Annotated in this window: 17 protein-coding genes; 2 read left to right on the top strand and 15 right to left on the bottom strand. The window is 32.5% G+C overall.

All coding sequences use genetic code 11. The annotated features are described in order from the left end of the window. Positions 1-2: 2 nt before the first annotated feature. Positions 3-1106 (bottom strand): DNA-processing protein DprA, encoded by a 1104-nt coding sequence (gene dprA, locus Q0050_RS11370; protein WP_298395717.1) that lies wholly within the window; start codon positions 1104-1106, stop codon positions 3-5. A gap of 118 nt (positions 1107-1224) precedes the next feature. On the opposite strand from dprA, the gene Q0050_RS11375 reads away from it, so the two are divergent. Further along, complete coding sequence (locus tag Q0050_RS11375; protein WP_298395718.1) at positions 1225-2169, top strand: SPOR domain-containing protein; 945 nt, start codon at positions 1225-1227, stop codon at positions 2167-2169. Between the two features lie 112 nt (positions 2170-2281). Continuing rightward, positions 2282-2791: an acyl-CoA thioesterase gene (locus Q0050_RS11380; RefSeq protein WP_298395720.1), complete on the top strand. Its 510-nt coding sequence runs from the start codon at positions 2282-2284 to the stop codon at positions 2789-2791. Positions 2792-2826: 35 nt separating this feature from the next. Here the strand turns inward: Q0050_RS11380 and Q0050_RS11385 are convergent, their stop codons facing one another. The 14 genes from Q0050_RS11385 to atpB form a co-directional block, all read right to left on the bottom strand. Beyond that, entirely contained in the window at positions 2827-4080 is a 1254-nt protein-coding gene (locus Q0050_RS11385) for a peptidoglycan DD-metalloendopeptidase family protein (protein ID WP_298395723.1), read from the bottom strand. 5 nt (positions 4081-4085) lie between these two features. Further along, positions 4086-4862, bottom strand: a complete 777-nt coding sequence (locus Q0050_RS11390; protein ID WP_298395725.1) for a DUF4292 domain-containing protein — start codon at positions 4860-4862, stop codon at positions 4086-4088. A 28-nt stretch (positions 4863-4890) separates the two neighbouring features. Further along, positions 4891-6243 (bottom strand): tetratricopeptide repeat protein, encoded by a 1353-nt coding sequence (locus Q0050_RS11395; RefSeq protein WP_298395727.1) that lies wholly within the window; start codon positions 6241-6243, stop codon positions 4891-4893. A 102-nt stretch (positions 6244-6345) separates the two neighbouring features. Continuing rightward, positions 6346-7356 carry a sugar phosphate nucleotidyltransferase gene (locus Q0050_RS11400; protein ID WP_298395728.1) on the bottom strand — a complete coding sequence of 337 codons (1011 nt, stop codon included), beginning with the start codon at positions 7354-7356 and terminating at the stop codon, positions 6346-6348. A 103-nt stretch (positions 7357-7459) separates the two neighbouring features. Continuing rightward, positions 7460-7822, bottom strand: coding sequence for a four helix bundle protein (locus Q0050_RS11405; protein ID WP_298395729.1), 363 nt, complete (start codon positions 7820-7822; stop codon positions 7460-7462). A gap of 106 nt (positions 7823-7928) precedes the next feature. Then, positions 7929-8363 (bottom strand): dUTP diphosphatase, encoded by a 435-nt coding sequence (dut, locus tag Q0050_RS11410; protein ID WP_298395731.1) that lies wholly within the window; start codon positions 8361-8363, stop codon positions 7929-7931. Between the two features lie 3 nt (positions 8364-8366). Continuing rightward, the gene (locus Q0050_RS11415) at positions 8367-9827 is read right to left on the bottom strand and encodes an oligosaccharide flippase family protein (RefSeq protein WP_298395733.1); all 1461 of its coding nucleotides are present in this window, start codon (positions 9825-9827) and stop codon (positions 8367-8369) included. A gap of 41 nt (positions 9828-9868) precedes the next feature. After that, the gene (locus tag Q0050_RS11420) at positions 9869-10306 is read right to left on the bottom strand and encodes an N-acetyltransferase (RefSeq protein ID WP_298395735.1); all 438 of its coding nucleotides are present in this window, start codon (positions 10304-10306) and stop codon (positions 9869-9871) included. 82 nt (positions 10307-10388) lie between these two features. After that, positions 10389-11249: an ATP synthase F1 subunit gamma gene (atpG, locus tag Q0050_RS11425; RefSeq protein WP_298395736.1), complete on the bottom strand. Its 861-nt coding sequence runs from the start codon at positions 11247-11249 to the stop codon at positions 10389-10391. Positions 11250-11321: 72 nt separating this feature from the next. Continuing rightward, positions 11322-12899, bottom strand: coding sequence for a F0F1 ATP synthase subunit alpha (gene atpA, locus Q0050_RS11430; RefSeq protein ID WP_298395738.1), 1578 nt, complete (start codon positions 12897-12899; stop codon positions 11322-11324). A 23-nt stretch (positions 12900-12922) separates the two neighbouring features. After that, complete coding sequence (gene atpH / locus Q0050_RS11435; RefSeq protein WP_298395751.1) at positions 12923-13456, bottom strand: ATP synthase F1 subunit delta; 534 nt, start codon at positions 13454-13456, stop codon at positions 12923-12925. After that, positions 13456-13956, bottom strand: coding sequence for a F0F1 ATP synthase subunit B (locus Q0050_RS11440; protein WP_298395739.1), 501 nt, complete (start codon positions 13954-13956; stop codon positions 13456-13458). The genes atpH and Q0050_RS11440 overlap by 1 nt, the downstream gene beginning before the upstream one ends. A 79-nt stretch (positions 13957-14035) precedes the next feature. Further along, a complete protein-coding gene (gene atpE / locus Q0050_RS11445; protein WP_298395741.1) occupies positions 14036-14227 on the bottom strand; it encodes an ATP synthase F0 subunit C in 192 nt (63 codons plus the stop codon). A gap of 95 nt (positions 14228-14322) precedes the next feature. Further along, on the bottom strand, positions 14323-15492 hold the full coding sequence (gene atpB / locus Q0050_RS11450) for a F0F1 ATP synthase subunit A (protein ID WP_298395753.1): 1170 nt from the start codon (positions 15490-15492) through the stop codon (positions 14323-14325). Positions 15493-15576 lie beyond the last annotated feature (84 nt).

The following is a 15576-nucleotide window of genomic DNA, read 5'->3' on the forward strand; positions in this document are numbered from 1 at the left end:
TTTTAAACAGCTTCAAACAACTTTCCAGGCAAAGGTCTAACAACACCTTTTAATTCCATTGTAACTAAAATGGACGACACTCTAAAAACCGGTAAATCACATTCGAGAGCAATTACATCAAGTAGTTGCTTTCCGTTTTTTAATAGGTAATCGTACAGTTTTTGCTCGTCATTTTCTAGTGTTACAAATAATTGTTTTTGAACCGCTTTTTCTTCCTTTGGTTTCAATTCCCAATTTAAAATGTATAAAATATCGGCAGCAGACGTAAGCAAATGGGCACGTTGCGTTTTAATCAAATTATTACAACCTTGACTAAATTTATCTGAAATTCTTCCAGGAACGGCAAAGACATCTCTATTATAATCATTAGCTAGATTGGCTGTGATTAACGAACCTCCTTTTTCGGCACTTTCTATCACGATGGTAGCTTCACTCATTCCGGCAACGATGCGGTTTCGTTTCACAAAATTTTCTTTTTCAGGATTTGAAGTGCTCCAAAATTCAGTAAGAAAACCACCATTTTCTTCCATTTTAGCAACATATTTTTTGTGGACTTTTGGATAAACTTGATTCAATCCGTGAGCAATTACGCCAATGGTTTGCAAGTTACATTCCATTGCAGCTTTGTGAGCTACAATATCTACACCATAAGCAAAGCCACTAATAATGATTGGGTTTAAAGGTGCTAAATCTTCAATTAGTTTTTTGCAAAATTCTGTCCCGTAAGAAGTAACTTCACGAGTTCCAACGATACTAATTATTTTTCGGTTTGTAAAATCAATATTGCCTGAAGCAAACAATAAAATTGGTCCATCAATGCAATGCTTTAATCGATTGGGATAATTTTCGTCTTTAAAAAAATATACCTTGAGGTTGTTTTCTTTTATGAATTGAAGTTCGGCTTTGGCTTCTTCAAAAATCGATTTGTCCTTCAAATTTTTGATTACAACCTTACCAATTCCATCGATTGCTGCAAGCTGAACCGCTTTGGATTTGAAAATGGCTTCGGCGGTTGTGAAGTGATTGAGGAGTTTTTTGGCTAAAACATCGCCTATTCCATCAACTTTTAGCAAGGCTAATAAATGTAGTAATTCTGTGTCGTTCATTGTATTAAATCGGTATGGCTTATATTTATCAGATTTCAAAAGTAGTAATTATTAAAATTGTTAACAAAGTTTGTTGATAAAATTTTGCATTCCATATTAAATATTTAAATTTGTCATTATGAAGATGGATCAATACATATCACAATTATTATATCGTTACCAATGTGTAACTGTACCCGGATTTGGTGCTTTTTTAACCGAAATCCAATCGGCGCAATTGCATGAAGAATCACATTCGTTTTATCCTCCAAAAAAATTGATTTCTTTTAATGCTTATGTAAAAAATAATGATGGTTTGCTAGCCAATCATATTGCTCAAGCAGAGAAAATGTCTTATGAAGTTGCTGTTACTATAATTGAAAATCAAGTGGCTGTATGGAAATCTAAATTAAATGATTTTGGTGCAATTACAATAAAAAATATTGGTGAACTTACTTTAAATGCAGAGCGAAATTTAGTTTTTGTTCCCTACGATCAAGTGAATTATTTAACTTCTTCTTTCGGATTAACAACTTATGTTTCTCCGGCTGTAAAACGAGAGGTTTATAAAGAAGAGATTGAAGTTCTTGAAGAAAAAGCTCCAATTGCTTTTACTCCAGAAAAAAGAGGTTCGGGTAATTTCTTGAAATATGCGGCAGTTTTTGTTCTTGGTGCTGGATTACTTGGTGCAAGTGGTTTTTATGGAAACCAATATTATCAAAATCAAGTGCAACTAGAAACTTTAGCAATTCAAACTAAAGTGCAAAAGCAAGTAGACCAAAAAATTCAGGAAGCTACCTTTATCATAAGCAATCCGTTGCCTGCTGTAACCTTGACCGTTTCGGAAGGAAAAATGCCTTATCACGTAGTTGCTGGTGCTTTTCAAATGGAGAATAATGCAGAGAAAATGTATGATGTTTTAGTGAAATTAGGTTATCCTGCAAAGCGAATTCCTCAAAACAAACACGGATTATATCCAGTTATATACAAGAGTTTTTCATCTTATGCGGAAGCTCAAAATGAAATGCAAAAAATCAAGAAATCTCATAATCCAGAAGCTTGGTTATTAATTCAAGAATTATAGAAAAGTCCCGATTATTTCGGGATTTTTTGTTTTTTGTACCTAAATTAAAATACTATAATTACTACCTTTGCACTTAAGGCCATAAGGTCGAACCGATAGAAATAAAAAAACTATGACTCCTAAACATCCTATAGATTCTTTAACAACATTAACCGACTTAGTGTTGCCGAGTGAAACCAATCCTTTAAATAATCTTTTTGGTGGTGAATTGCTTGCGCGAATGGACAGAGCAGCAAGTATTGCAGCCCGAAGACACTCTAGACGAATTGTAGTAACAGCATCGGTAAATCACGTAGCTTTCAACCGATCAATTCCTTTGGGAAGTGTGGTTACTATTGAAGCCAAAGTTTCAAGAGCTTTCACCTCTTCAATGGAAATCTTTCTAGACGTTTGGATTGAAGATAGAGAATCGGGTAATAAAACCAAAGCTAATGAAGCCATCTATACATTTGTAGCGGTTGATGAAACAGGAAACCCAGTTGCCGTACCGCCATTAGAACCACAAACAGAAGAAGAACATTCTAGATTTGACGCAGCTTTAAGAAGAAAGCAATTAAGTTTAGTTTTAGCAGGAAAAATGAATCCGCACGATGCTACTGAATTGAAAGCATTGTTTATGTAAAAATAAAAAGTCCGCTAATTGCGGACTTTTTATTTTTATCTACTTATCCATTGCGATGGATTGGTGTACGTTGTATTTTGAGAAATCATAAACTTTAGCACTGTTTTACCTTCGGCATTGGTTCGCACTTTTCCTAACACTTGTTTGGTCGATACTTTATCACCGGCGCTTACATTCACACTTCCTAGATTTTGATAGATTGTAAAGTAATCTCCGTGTTGCACACAAACCGCTTTGTTAAGAGGCGAAATCACAATAACTTTAGTTACTTCTCCACTAAAAACGGCTCTTGCATTGGCACCAGCTTCTGTAGAAATTTCAAGACCACTATTGTGAATGATTAACGATTTATAAACCGGATGCGGTTGATCACCATAACCTAAAGTAATAGTACCTTTTTCTACTGGCCAAGGTAATCTTCCTTTATTAGCTTTAAAATTATTTGAAACTAATTGTCCTTCTGGTGTTAAAACAATTTTGGTTGAAGTTTCAATCTTCTTGGTTTCGGCAGCAGTTGTTGTTTTTGGATTGGCTTTAGCTTTGGCAGCAGCAGCTTTTCTATTGGCTTCAGCAATGGCATCGCGGATTAGCTTTTGAATTTGAGCATCAATTTTTCTATATTCTTGTTGCTTTTTCTTAATCTCGGCCGTGATTTGCTTTTTGTTTTTCTTTAAGCTATTGGCAATTTTTTCTTGTTCTTGTTTTTCTTTTTCAAGATCTTCACGTTGTTTTTCTTGTTCGGCAAGAAGCTTTTCTTTTTCTGTTTTTTGACCGCTTAATTTCAAGTTATAATCGGCAAGTTTATCTGTTTTGTCTTTGATTTCTAAACCTTGCATTTTTCTGTAACTAGAATATTGTTTCATGTATTGCAATCTTTTGTACGCTTGCAAGAAATTCTCTGAAGACAACATGAACATAGCACGACTTTGCTGCGAACGACTTTTGTAAGATTTCAAAATCATTGTAGCATAATCGTCTTTAAGAACCACCAAATCTTTTTTCAATTTATTAATTTGAACCTGATTAATGTACATATCATTACTCAACAACTTTGTTTGTTTAGCTGTTGTGTTGATTAGTTTTTCTTTCAATCCGATTTTCTCTTTTTGAATTTGAAGTAATTTTACCACCGATTTTTCTTTTCCTCTTACTTCTTGAAGCATACGCTCTTTTTCACGAATTTCATCTTGAATTTTGGCTTTCCTTTGTTCAAGCTCTTCTTGACTTTGTTGGCTCCAAGCGAATGTCGTTAAAAAAATCAATAATAATGTAACAATCTTTTTTTGCATGGTTTTTATATCTTATCAATGTAAATTCGCTCATATCCTTCAGGAACACTGTAAGGAAACGATAGGTCTTCATTGAATGTAACGTTTTTATATTCTATTTCGATGTTGGTTTTGCCTTTTTGTTGTCGCGCATTAATCGTCAAAGATAAAGGTAAAATCATTTCGTTGTATTTTTTATAATCTGGATAAACAATTTGCAAGGTTCTATCTTGAAGCGGTTGATTGATTTCTTGTCTTTTAATCAAAAAATTATCGCTTTCAAACAAAAAAGATTTGATGTTTTTTTCATTAGACTTAGATTCCAACTTGTATAATTTTTCCATAATTGATACTGCGTATTTTTCTTTGCGCAAGTCATCCAATGCTTTACCAAGAAACATATTTTGCACTTTGTTATAATCTAAATCGGTACCAAGCCATTGACTCAATCCTTCATAATTTCCTTCAAAATACTTGTTTCCTATCTTTTCAAAATACTGAACCGATGTTGGCGTAATCAATGCTTTAGCCATTGTTAAACCCAAAACTCTAATACTTATTAATATTTTTTCATCTTTTTTAATTCGAATATCGGCCGAAACATTTTGAGTGTTTTTATCGTCTTCATATCGTGCACTTGCTCTGATGTAAAGCGTTGAAAAATCTACTTTATTATTGTAGTGACTTTCAATTACTTTATCGGCAGCAATTGTCGTGCTTGCATTTCCTTCGACTAAAACTGCTTTTGGTTTGCACGATGCGAATAAAAGTACCGACACTACTAAGGTGAAATATTTTTTCATAAATGATGCCGACTTAACGGCGTATTAACTATTTTCTTTTTTGTTTTTCAAGTAATTGATTGGCTTTTGAAAAGTATAAATCTTTCTTTTTCATATCACCTAAACCATTGAACGCTTCGCCTAATTGAAGATTGAAATTGATTTCCAAAACCTGATTGTCGATAATAAAATCCATTCCCGATTCTAAAACGTCTTTTGCTTTTTTATAGTTTTTTAATTGATTATTAGCCAATCCGTTGTAATAATACAATTCTGGTTGCGTTGGGAATAATTGCAATTGATCATCGGATACTTTACTCAATTTATCAAATTGCAAACTTTCAGTGTAGGCTTGCAGTAGAAGTAAAATGGTTTCCATATCATCGGTCGCATTTTTTAGATGCATTTCATAATACTTGATAGCTTTATTCCAATCTTTTTTGTTTTGATAAAACTTAGCAATTTCTTTGGCAACTCTTACTTCTTTATCATTGTCAAAATAACTAATTGCTTTGTCTAAATCTTGATCATATTGCGGATTGTTTTTTGAGAAAATCAAAAATTCGTTCAGAATTCGATGTTTGATTTTTTTATCAACTTTATCGCTTGCCAAAACGATATTCATTGATTTTACGGCTTTAGCACCATCGTTATTATTAATATGAAATTTAAACAAACTCACTTGTGCCCAATCTGATGATGGAATTTCCTTTTCTAATTGTTTAGCAATTTCTAAAGCTTTTTCTTCTTGATTGCTTTGAGAATACATATAAATTAGCGCAATATAATTGGCTTCTTCTTTTGGATTTTTCTTAATCTTATCAATTAGATTGGCTTTTTCAGCACCTTGATATTTGCTATCGCGAAGAATATCGGCTTTGTATAATTCTCTTTTTTCAGATTTTCCGACCGTTTCATTCAACTCATTAATTAAATCTAATGCTTTGTCAAATTGTTGTGTGTTCATGTACAATGACACTAAATCTTCCTTATAATCCGATTTGAATTCAACCAATTTTTCTACAATTACAATAGCTTGATTATAATCTCTTGTTTCATAACATACGTCGTACATACCAACCCACGCCCAACGGTTTTTGGGGTCAATTTTTGTTACTTTCTCAAAATTATCATAGGCATCTTTATATTTTTTTTGAGCCAAATAATTTTTACCCAATTCAAAAGATACTATTGGATTTTCTGGTTGAATGTTTTTGCACTTTTCTAATGCTTCAATGGCTTTATCATAGTTTTCGATACCTTTTTGTTTCAAAGATTCATAGTAAAAATTCTCGAATTCATCAGAAACTGCAGCAATATCTTCCGGCTCAGTTTGTGCCAAAAGAACAGTTGGAATGAAAAACATTCCGAAAAGGAAACTATATAAAACTTTTTTTTTCATCTTATTATTTTACGCGAATTGCAAGTATTCAATGTTTAGAAAAATTGCACCAACTTTAATTTTATTTTATTTAAAGCTGTAATGTTTTCAAAACCTTTTGGATTATTCTAAAACCGAATAATCTCCGATGCTGATGCTTTTAAAATTACCATCAAAACTTGCGTGATTTCCGATCATCGCATTATCAAGAGTAGCATTTTTAATATGAGCATGCGTTTGAATCAAACTGTTTTTTATGGTACTATCAACTACGTGACAACCCTTTCCTAAAGACACATTCGGACCAACTGTAGCATTTATCAACACAACATCTTCACCAATATAGCAAGGCGGAATGATGGTTGAATTTTCTTGCTTTACATCATAATCTACTAAATGAATTCCGTCGTTGTGAAGGAAATTCAACATTCTGTTATTAGTATCAACCGTAACGTCTTTGTTTCCGCAATCCATCCATTCGTCAACTTTACCAGGAACAAATACCATGCCTTTTGCCATCATTTGTTTGATTCCATCATTAATTTGGTATTCACCACCGTGAATGATGTTATTATCTAAAACCGATTGTAACTCATTTTTTAAAACGGCAACATCTTTAAAATAGTATATTCCGATTACTGCTAAATCAGAAACAAACTCTTTAGGTTTTTCAACTAACTCGATTATTTCACCATTGGAGTTCAAATTTACAACGCCAAAAGCTTCTGGTTGATCTACTTGTTTCACCCAAATTACGCTATCTGCATTTTGGTCTAAATCAAAGTCGGCACGGATTAAAGTATCAGCATAAGCAATAACCGCTGGACCACTCAAAGAATCTTTGGCACACATAATGGCGTGACCTGTTCCAAGTGCTTCATTTTGGTAATAAATAGTTCCTTTTGCGCCAAGTTTTTCGGCAATTGCAATTAATTCTTCTTCTACTTTTTTACCAAAACTTTCGTGAATTACAAAAGCAACTTCTTCTATAGGTTGATTCAAAACAGCTGCAATATCTTCAACCAAACGATGAACAATAGGTTTTCCAGCAATTGGAATTAAGGGTTTCGGAATCGTTAATGTGTGCGGACGCAATCTTGAACCACGACCTGCCATTGGTACTATTATTTTCATACGTTATGTTTTATATACTTCAACATTCGTTACTCATCATTGAATATTCAACATTTTGAACTTGGAACATTCAACAACGAATTTTGAATTTTGAACTATTTAATTACTTATTTTTATTTCTTGATGTTTCAATACTTTTTACAAAAATCGATATTAATTCATCATTTTCATTTACTGTTACAATTAAATCTTGTTCGTTTTTTAAATATAAATTAGCCCTGTGTATTATCTTTAAACAAGAATGTGTTTCTCTTAATTCTTTTAATACAACAGACATTTTGTGAATAAAATCATTTCTAGATTCAGCACTTTGTGCTTCACTATAATTTAAAGATGGAGATGTTCCAGACCTTACAATTTGTCCTGATAAATGATTTCCAGCTTTTGTCGCTTTTAAATTGTCTGTGATATTAATAATTTCTACTGCAAAATCAATTAGTCTTTCGTGTAAATCAAATTTTTTCATGGCTTGTATAATTTATTTAAGGTTTATATTTTATTCTAAAACTTCAACATTCGTTATTCATCATTGAATATTCAACATTTTGAAATTGGAATTTTGAAGTTTTTTCTTACTTCACTCCAGTACTCCCAAAACCGCCTTCACCACGAGAAGTTTCAGATAATTCTTGAACTTCAATCCATTCTGCTCGTTCGTGTTTGGCAATTATTAATTGGGCAATTCTTTCTCCATTTTCGATTACAAAATCTTCATTGGATAAATTTACTAAAATTACTCCTATTTCTCCACGATAATCGGCATCGACTGTTCCGGGAGAATTTAAAACGGTGATTCCTTTTTTAGCAGCTAATCCACTTCGTGGTCTTACTTGGGCTTCGTAACCTATTGGTAATTCTATAAAAAGACCTGTTTTTACGATAGTTCTTTCTAGTGATTTTAAAGTTATTGGTTCTGATATATTGGCACGCAAATCCATTCCTGCAGAAGCTATAGTTTCGTAATTAGGAAGTTCGTGTTGTGATTTATTGATAATTTTAATCGTCATGATTTATGCTTTTCTTTTGATGATTTTTAAAAGTGTTTCTTTTTCGTTATGATAAATGAAATATAAAAATAGCGAAAGTAAAACGATTTTCACAGGATAATTTTCTCTCAAATAAGGAATATAAAAAGCTATAGCTGAAAAGGCAATAGATAAACCTAAATATTTCAGAATTGTATTGATTTCATAGGGAATTGGGTATTTTTTTTGACCCATTTTATAGGATATTATCATCATCGTTCCATAAGCTGCTAATGTTGCAATTGCAGAACCATAATAACTGAATTCTTTGATTAATAAATAATTCAACGCCAAAGTTACCAAAGCACCAATTATCGATATGTAAGCACCGATTTTGGTTTTATCAATTAACTTATACCAAACCGATAAATTAGTATAAATTCCAAGAAAGAAATTCGCTAAAACTATTAACGGCACCACTTTTATTGCATCCCAATATTCCTCGTTTGGAACTAATGGCTGCTTTAATAAATCAATAAAAACAATAACGAAAAGACATATAAATGAACCGAAAATAACAAAATACTTTGTAATTGTTGCATAGGTTTGAGGCGCATTTGCATCGCTAGCGTGACTAAAAAAGAAAGGTTCAATTCCAAGAGTGTATCCTGTTCTAAACAAAACCATAAACATTCCTATCTTGTAACAAGCGGCATAAGCACCGATATCGGCTTTTGGAACATTCATCCAATCTAGCAGAATTTTATCAAAATGTTCGTTGATAGCAAAAGCTAAACCTGCAATCAAAATTGGATAACCATATTGCATCATTTGCTTCCATAGATTGAAATCGAACTTCCAATTGATCTTGAAATAATCTGGAGAAAGAACAATAAAAGTCAACAAACTTGCTATCAAACCACTAACAAAAATGTAGCCCACTTTAAAATTTCCAAAATAAATAGTATTAAAAAAACCTTCCGGATTTGCATCAGCTAATTTGGGTAAAAGAATTAAAAAAAACAGATTGAAAAGCATATTTACCACAACATTACCAATTTTGATAACAGCATATTGCATTGGTCTTTTTGTCGCTCTTAATCTTGAAAAAGGAATAATCACAAGAGCATCAAGAACCAAAATCCAGATAGTATAAGTAATGTATTCTACTTTTATTTCTGCCCAATGAGATAAAGTATTTCTAAAAATTAGAGCAAGAAATAAGAATGAAATCGACGACCAAAAAATAGAAACAGTTGCTGTAGAAATAACACTTTTTTTATCTTCTTCTTTGTTGTAAAATCTAAAAAAAGCAGTTTCCATCCCGTAAGACAAGATTACATTGAAGAAAACTAACCATGCAAAAACTATTGAAACATCGGCAAATTCTTGTTTTGGTAGTTTATCAACATACAATGGATTGAGCAAAAAGCTTATCATTCTTGGCAAAACGGTTGCCAAACCATAGATTAATGTTTGCTTGAAAAGATTTTTATATAAACTCAAAGGGATGTATTTTAAAGATGTAAAAATAAGGTTTTATTGAATTATGAAAACCCATTTTCGTCAATAGTTTTTATAAAATGAAAACCTCTTGGCACATAACCTTGGTTGTAATAGAATTTATGTGCGACAAAATTTCCAGTGAAAGCGTCAAGAACGATGCAGGTACACTTTAATTCTTTGGCTCTTTCGTCAATAAAATCAGTTAATAACCTTCCGATACCTTTTTTTCGATAATCAGGATGTACTACAAAATTATCAATTTCTAGGTATTTTCCAGTCCATAATTTGGTTCCAAACCAAAATCCGGTTAAACCGATGCAGGTTTCACCATCAAAAACAGCAACTTGTTTGTAGTTTTTTGGAATCATATCTGATAGAAAACCTTCATATCTTTCGATAGTCATGTTTGGATATAGAAATTTTATGGTTTCTATTTGCGAAAGCATTTCTTGGACGGTTGTTAAAACTTTTAATTTCATTTCTTAATTGTAATCTGATATAAAAATAACAAAAAAAGAGCCAACTACTGTTGACTCTTCTTAAAATTTATTTGAATTAAAATTATCCTTTCAATGCTTCTGCTCCACCAACAATCTCAAGGATTTCGTTAGTAATTGCAGCTTGACGTGCTTTATTGTAAGTTAATTTCAATTGATTTCTTAAATCGGTTGCATTATCTGTTGCTTTGTGCATTGCAGTCATACGAGCACCGTGTTCAGAAGCAAATGAATCTCTGATTGATTTATATAATTGTGTTTTCAACATTTTTGGAATTAATGTTTCAACAATTTCTTCTTTAGAAGGTTCAAAAATATAATCACCTGTTGAAGCTGGCTTATCAGATTTAACAGCTGCTAATGGTAAAAATTGCTCGGTTTGAACGATTTGTGTAGCGGCATTTTTAAATTGATTGTAAACCACCTCAATTTTATCATACTCTCCAGAAATGAATTTATCTGTTAAGGTATTAGCAATAGTAGCTACATTATCAAATGTCAAATTATCGTAAATATCACTATGATTTTCGATAACCTTATTTGTTTTAACTAAGATATCATTACCTTTTTTACCAATTGCAAAGATGTCTACTTGTTTACCGTTGTATGATTCAGCAACAACTTTGGCTTGTTTGATAACATTTGTATTAAATGCACCGCACAAACCTCTGTTTGAAGTAATTGCAACAATTAAAACCTTATTGATTTCACGTTGTTTTGTATAACTTCCGCCAACTTCACCATCAAGAGTTGATGACAAATTTTGCAATAATTCGGTTAATTTTTCGGCATAAGGTCGCATAGCTGTAATTGCATCTTGTGCTTTTTTCAACTTTGCAGCAGAAACCATTTTCATCGCAGAAGTAATCTGCATTGTTGATGAAACGGAAGTGATTCTATTACGGATTTCCTTTAAGTTTGCCATTTTTTTCTAGTAATTAGTAATTAGTAAATAGTAATTAGCTCTTCACTAATCACTATTCACTTTTTACTTATATTAATTATATTTTGCTGAAATTTCTTTAGCTGCTTTTTCTAAAACGTCAGTAATGTTATCATCTAACTTACCAGCTTTTAGAGCATTTAATGTATCTCTGTGTTTGTTGTTTAAGTATTCGATATAATCGTTTTCGAATTCTTTAACTTTATCTACAGGAACATTTCTTAACAAGTTTTTAGATCCAGCATAGATAATTGCTACTTGGTCTTCAACTGTATAAGGATCGTTTACTGCTTGTTTTAAGATTTCAACGTTTCTTCTACCTTTTTCAATTACGTTTAAAGTTACAGCATCCAAATCAGAACCAAATTTAGCGAAAGCTTCCAATTCGCGGAATTGTGCTTGGTCTAATTTTAATGTACCTGCAACTTTTTTCATTGATTTAATTTGTGCGTTACCTCCAACACGAGATACCGAAATACCTACGTTAATTGCAGGACGAACTCCAGAGTTAAACAAATCTCCATCAAGGAAAATCTGTCCGTCTGTAATCGAAATTACGTTAGTTGGGATATATGCAGATACGTCACCAGCTTGAGTTTCAATAATTGGTAAAGCAGTTAACGAACCACCACCTTTTACGATACCTTTTAAATTTTCTGGTAAATCGTTCATATTTTTTGCGATATCATCATCAGCAATTACTTTACAAGCTCTTTCTAATAAACGAGAGTGTAAGTAAAATACGTCTCCAGGATAAGCCTCACGACCTGGTGGTCTTCTTAATAAAAGAGACACCTCACGGTAAGCAACCGCTTGTTTTGATAAATCATCATAGATAATCAAAGCAGGACGACCTGAATCACGGAAATATTCACCAATTGCAGCACCAGCCATTGGAGCATATACTTGCATTGGAGCTGGATCAGAAGCATTTGCAGCAACGATAACTGTATAAGCCATTGCTCCTTTTTCTTCTAATGTTTTTGCAATTAATGCAACAGTTGAAGCTTTTTGTCCAATTGCAACATAGATACAGAATACTGGTTGACCAGCATCATAAAATTCTTTTTGATTTAAGATAGTATCGATACAAACAGTTGTTTTACCTGTTTGACGGTCACCAATAACCAACTCACGTTGTCCTCTACCAACTGGAATCATCGCATCGATTGACTTGATACCTGTTTGTAATGGTTCTGTTACTGGCTGACGAAAGATAACTCCAGGAGCTTTTCTTTCTAATGGCATTTCATAAAGTTCACCACCGATTGGACCTTTACCATCGATAGGGTTACCTAATGTATCTACCACACGACCAACGATTTGCTCACCAACTTTTAAAGAAGCGATACGTTGTGTACGTTTTACTGTAGAACCTTCTCTAATTCCTGTAGATGGTCCTAAAAGTACAACACCTACGTTGTCTTCTTCTAAGTTCAATACGATAGCTTCCAATCCGTTTTCGAATTGTACTAACTCACCATATTGAGCATTTGATAAACCGTAAACACGAGCGATACCATCACCCACTTGAAGTACAGTTCCTACTTCTTCTAACGATGCACCTGATTCAAAACCAGATAATTGTTTTTTTAATATTGCTGAAATTTCAGCTGGTTTAATTTCCGCCATTTTGATATATCTTTAATGGAATTCTAATTACTAAACTCTCTTTTTAATTCACTTAATTTACTAGCTACAGAAGCATTATACTGCTGGTCGCCAACTCTTAAAATAAATCCACCAATAATCGAAGGATCTACTATATTTTCAATCGTAATTTTCTTTGTTGAAAATTCTGCAATTTTAGCCAATACTTTAGTTTCTAATTCAGGAGTAATTGGGAACGCTGTTGTTACTTTAGCAACTTCAACTCCATTACTTACATCATATAACTTAGTGTACTGCACCGCAATCGCCTCTAGAATTTCATATCTTTTGTTTTCATATAACAAGTTGAACAAACTTTGAGTCTCGGTTTGAACACTTGAAAATATTTCAGACAAAGCCGATTTTTTAACTTCCATTTTAATTACTGGATTTGATAAAAAATCTTTTAACTCAGCACTTTCTGCAACAGCAGTAACGATAGATTTCATATCGTTATTAACTGCTTCAGATTTTCCTGAAGTTTGTGCAATATCTAAAATTGCTTTGGCATATCTAATCGCTGCTCTAGACATAATGATTAGTTTAATTTAGCGTCACCTAACATTTTCTCAACTAATTTAGTTTGAGATTCTTTGTTAGATAATTCGTCTCTTAATACTTTTTCTGCAATTTCTAATGACAAAGAAGAAACTTGATTTTTCAATTCTGCCATAGCTGCATTTTTCTCGCTTGTAATTGCTGCTTTAGCTTGCTCAATCATTTTCTCACCAGTAGCTTGTGCTTCTGACTTAGCATCGTTAATCATTTTTTCTTTGATTTCGCGTGCTTCTTTGATCATTGCATCGCGCTCAGCTCTTGCATCAGCTAACAATTTCTCGTTATCCGATTTAAGATTTTGCATTTCTTTTTTTGCATTTTCAGCAGAAAGTAATGCATTTTTGATTCCTTCTTCTCTTTCGTTAACTGCGTCAAGAATTGGTTTCCAAGCGAACTTTTTTAACAATAAAATTAATCCAACAAATATTACTATTTGCCAAATAAATAATCCAAATGAAAAATCATTTATTAACTTTTCCATACTATCTTAAAATTAATTTTTTAATACTAAAATAAACAATAGTTACAACCAACCGTTATAACTATTGTTTTGTTTGTTTTTATTTCGCGAACAAAGCAGCGAAACCAATACCTTCAATAAGAGCAGCTGCAATAATCATAGCTGTTTGGATTTTTCCTGAAGCTTCTGGTTGACGAGCGATAGCTTCCATAGCTGAACCACCAATTTTACCAATACCTAAACCTGCTCCGATTACAATTAATCCTGCTCCAATAATTTCTGGAATTTGCATAATATATATATTAAAAATTAAACATTCTGTTTTATATCAGATTTTAAATACTAGATTTTAACTGTAATTTAAAACCTATTATTCTCCTTCTAATTTTAATGATGTGCTTCTTCGTGGTGGTGCTCTTCGTTTCCTGCACCAAAATATAAAGAAGAAAGCATTGTAAAAATATAAGCTTGTAAAAAAGCTACCAATATCTCTAAGATTGAAAGACTAAAAGCCAATACAAACGATAATGAACTTCCTATCCAACTCTTAAAAATAAACATTAAACCAATAATACTCATTAATACAACGTGACCTGCCATCATGTTAGCATACAAACGGATCATTAATGAAAAAGGCTTGATGATAGTTCCTAATAATTCAATAACAGCTAGTACTGGTCTTAAAATAACTGGTACACCTGGCATCCACAACATGTGTGACCAATAATTTTTATTAGCTGTAAAGGTTGTAATTAAATACGTCAATAAAGCTAATGATAATGTGATTGTTATATTTCCGGTTACATTAAATCCAAATGGAGCTAAACCTAATATATTTAAGAAGAAGATAAAGAAAAATATCGTTAATAAATAACTCATATATTTCTTATAGTTTTTTTCTCCGATGTTTGGAATTGCGATTTCATCACGAACATATAATACTAATGGCTCGAAGAATCTACCAATACCTTTTGATATACCACCATTTTTAGCATATGATTTAGCCAAGCCTGTAAATAGTAAAAACATAAGTACAGCAACTAACAATATTCCTAACACACTTTTAGTAATTGAAAGATCTAAAGGTCTAACGTTAGTTGGATGACCGTGTTCTTCAGTTAATTTTCCAGAAGCATCGGTTTTGTATATTTTCTCGTGGTGAAGTACATAAAAATTACCATTGCTTTCTGCTACTTCTTCTCCGTTATGAAATTTAGAAGAAGAAAAAACTTGCAATCCATTATCCCACAAAATTACAGGCAATGAAAAACCATAATGTTTTCCCGTTTCTTCATCACCATTAAAGTAGAAACTGTGCGAATCTAACAAGTGATGATTAATGAACTCTTTAATCTTAGATTTAATGTCTGTAGGTTCTGCGTGAGCTTCACCTTCGTGAGTTGCTTCTGCATGCGCTTCAGTTTTTTCGTGAGCGGCTTCAACAGCGTGAGCCTCAACTTTTGTAGAGTCATTCGTTGGGTTTGCAAAGGTAGTTAGTGGCATAAAAGCTACTAACATTGCAACGATAAAATGGAGTGGTTTTTTTGAAATCACCATAACTTTATTTTTCTTAAATTTTAAGGTTTCTAAAATTTGGTGCAAAAGTACAATTTTTATTAATATTCCAAGTGGATAAGAAAA

It is taken from the genome of Flavobacterium sp., from assembly GCF_027483985.1.
In the GTDB taxonomy this organism is placed as follows: Bacteria; Bacteroidota; Bacteroidia; order Flavobacteriales; family Flavobacteriaceae; genus Flavobacterium.

What these genes read in the sequence shown, in the direction of transcription:
- Q0050_RS11385 (WP_298395723.1), bottom strand. Translation starts at nt 4,080, where the DNA reads ATGCAAAAAAAGATTGTTACATTATTATTGATTTTTTTAACGACATTC.
- Q0050_RS11420 (WP_298395735.1), bottom strand. Translation starts at nt 10,306, where the DNA reads ATGAAATTAAAAGTTTTAACAACCGTCCAAGAAATGCTTTCGCAAATA.
- Q0050_RS11395 (WP_298395727.1), bottom strand. Translation starts at nt 6,243, where the DNA reads ATGAAAAAAAAAGTTTTATATAGTTTCCTTTTCGGAATGTTTTTCATT.
- atpE (WP_298395741.1), bottom strand. Translation starts at nt 14,227, where the DNA reads ATGCAAATTCCAGAAATTATTGGAGCAGGATTAATTGTAATCGGAGCA.
- Q0050_RS11405 (WP_298395729.1), bottom strand. Translation starts at nt 7,822, where the DNA reads ATGAAAAAATTTGATTTACACGAAAGACTAATTGATTTTGCAGTAGAA.
- Q0050_RS11375 (WP_298395718.1), top strand. Translation starts at nt 1,225, where the DNA reads ATGAAGATGGATCAATACATATCACAATTATTATATCGTTACCAATGT.
- dut (WP_298395731.1), bottom strand. Translation starts at nt 8,363, where the DNA reads ATGACGATTAAAATTATCAATAAATCACAACACGAACTTCCTAATTAC.
- atpB (WP_298395753.1), bottom strand. Translation starts at nt 15,492, where the DNA reads ATGGTGATTTCAAAAAAACCACTCCATTTTATCGTTGCAATGTTAGTA.
- atpA (WP_298395738.1), bottom strand. Translation starts at nt 12,899, where the DNA reads ATGGCGGAAATTAAACCAGCTGAAATTTCAGCAATATTAAAAAAACAA.
- Q0050_RS11440 (WP_298395739.1), bottom strand. Translation starts at nt 13,956, where the DNA reads ATGGAAAAGTTAATAAATGATTTTTCATTTGGATTATTTATTTGGCAA.
- Q0050_RS11400 (WP_298395728.1), bottom strand. Translation starts at nt 7,356, where the DNA reads ATGAAAATAATAGTACCAATGGCAGGTCGTGGTTCAAGATTGCGTCCG.
- atpG (WP_298395736.1), bottom strand. Translation starts at nt 11,249, where the DNA reads ATGGCAAACTTAAAGGAAATCCGTAATAGAATCACTTCCGTTTCATCA.
- dprA (WP_298395717.1), bottom strand. Translation starts at nt 1,106, where the DNA reads ATGAACGACACAGAATTACTACATTTATTAGCCTTGCTAAAAGTTGAT.
- Q0050_RS11380 (WP_298395720.1), top strand. Translation starts at nt 2,282, where the DNA reads ATGACTCCTAAACATCCTATAGATTCTTTAACAACATTAACCGACTTA.
- Q0050_RS11390 (WP_298395725.1), bottom strand. Translation starts at nt 4,862, where the DNA reads ATGAAAAAATATTTCACCTTAGTAGTGTCGGTACTTTTATTCGCATCG.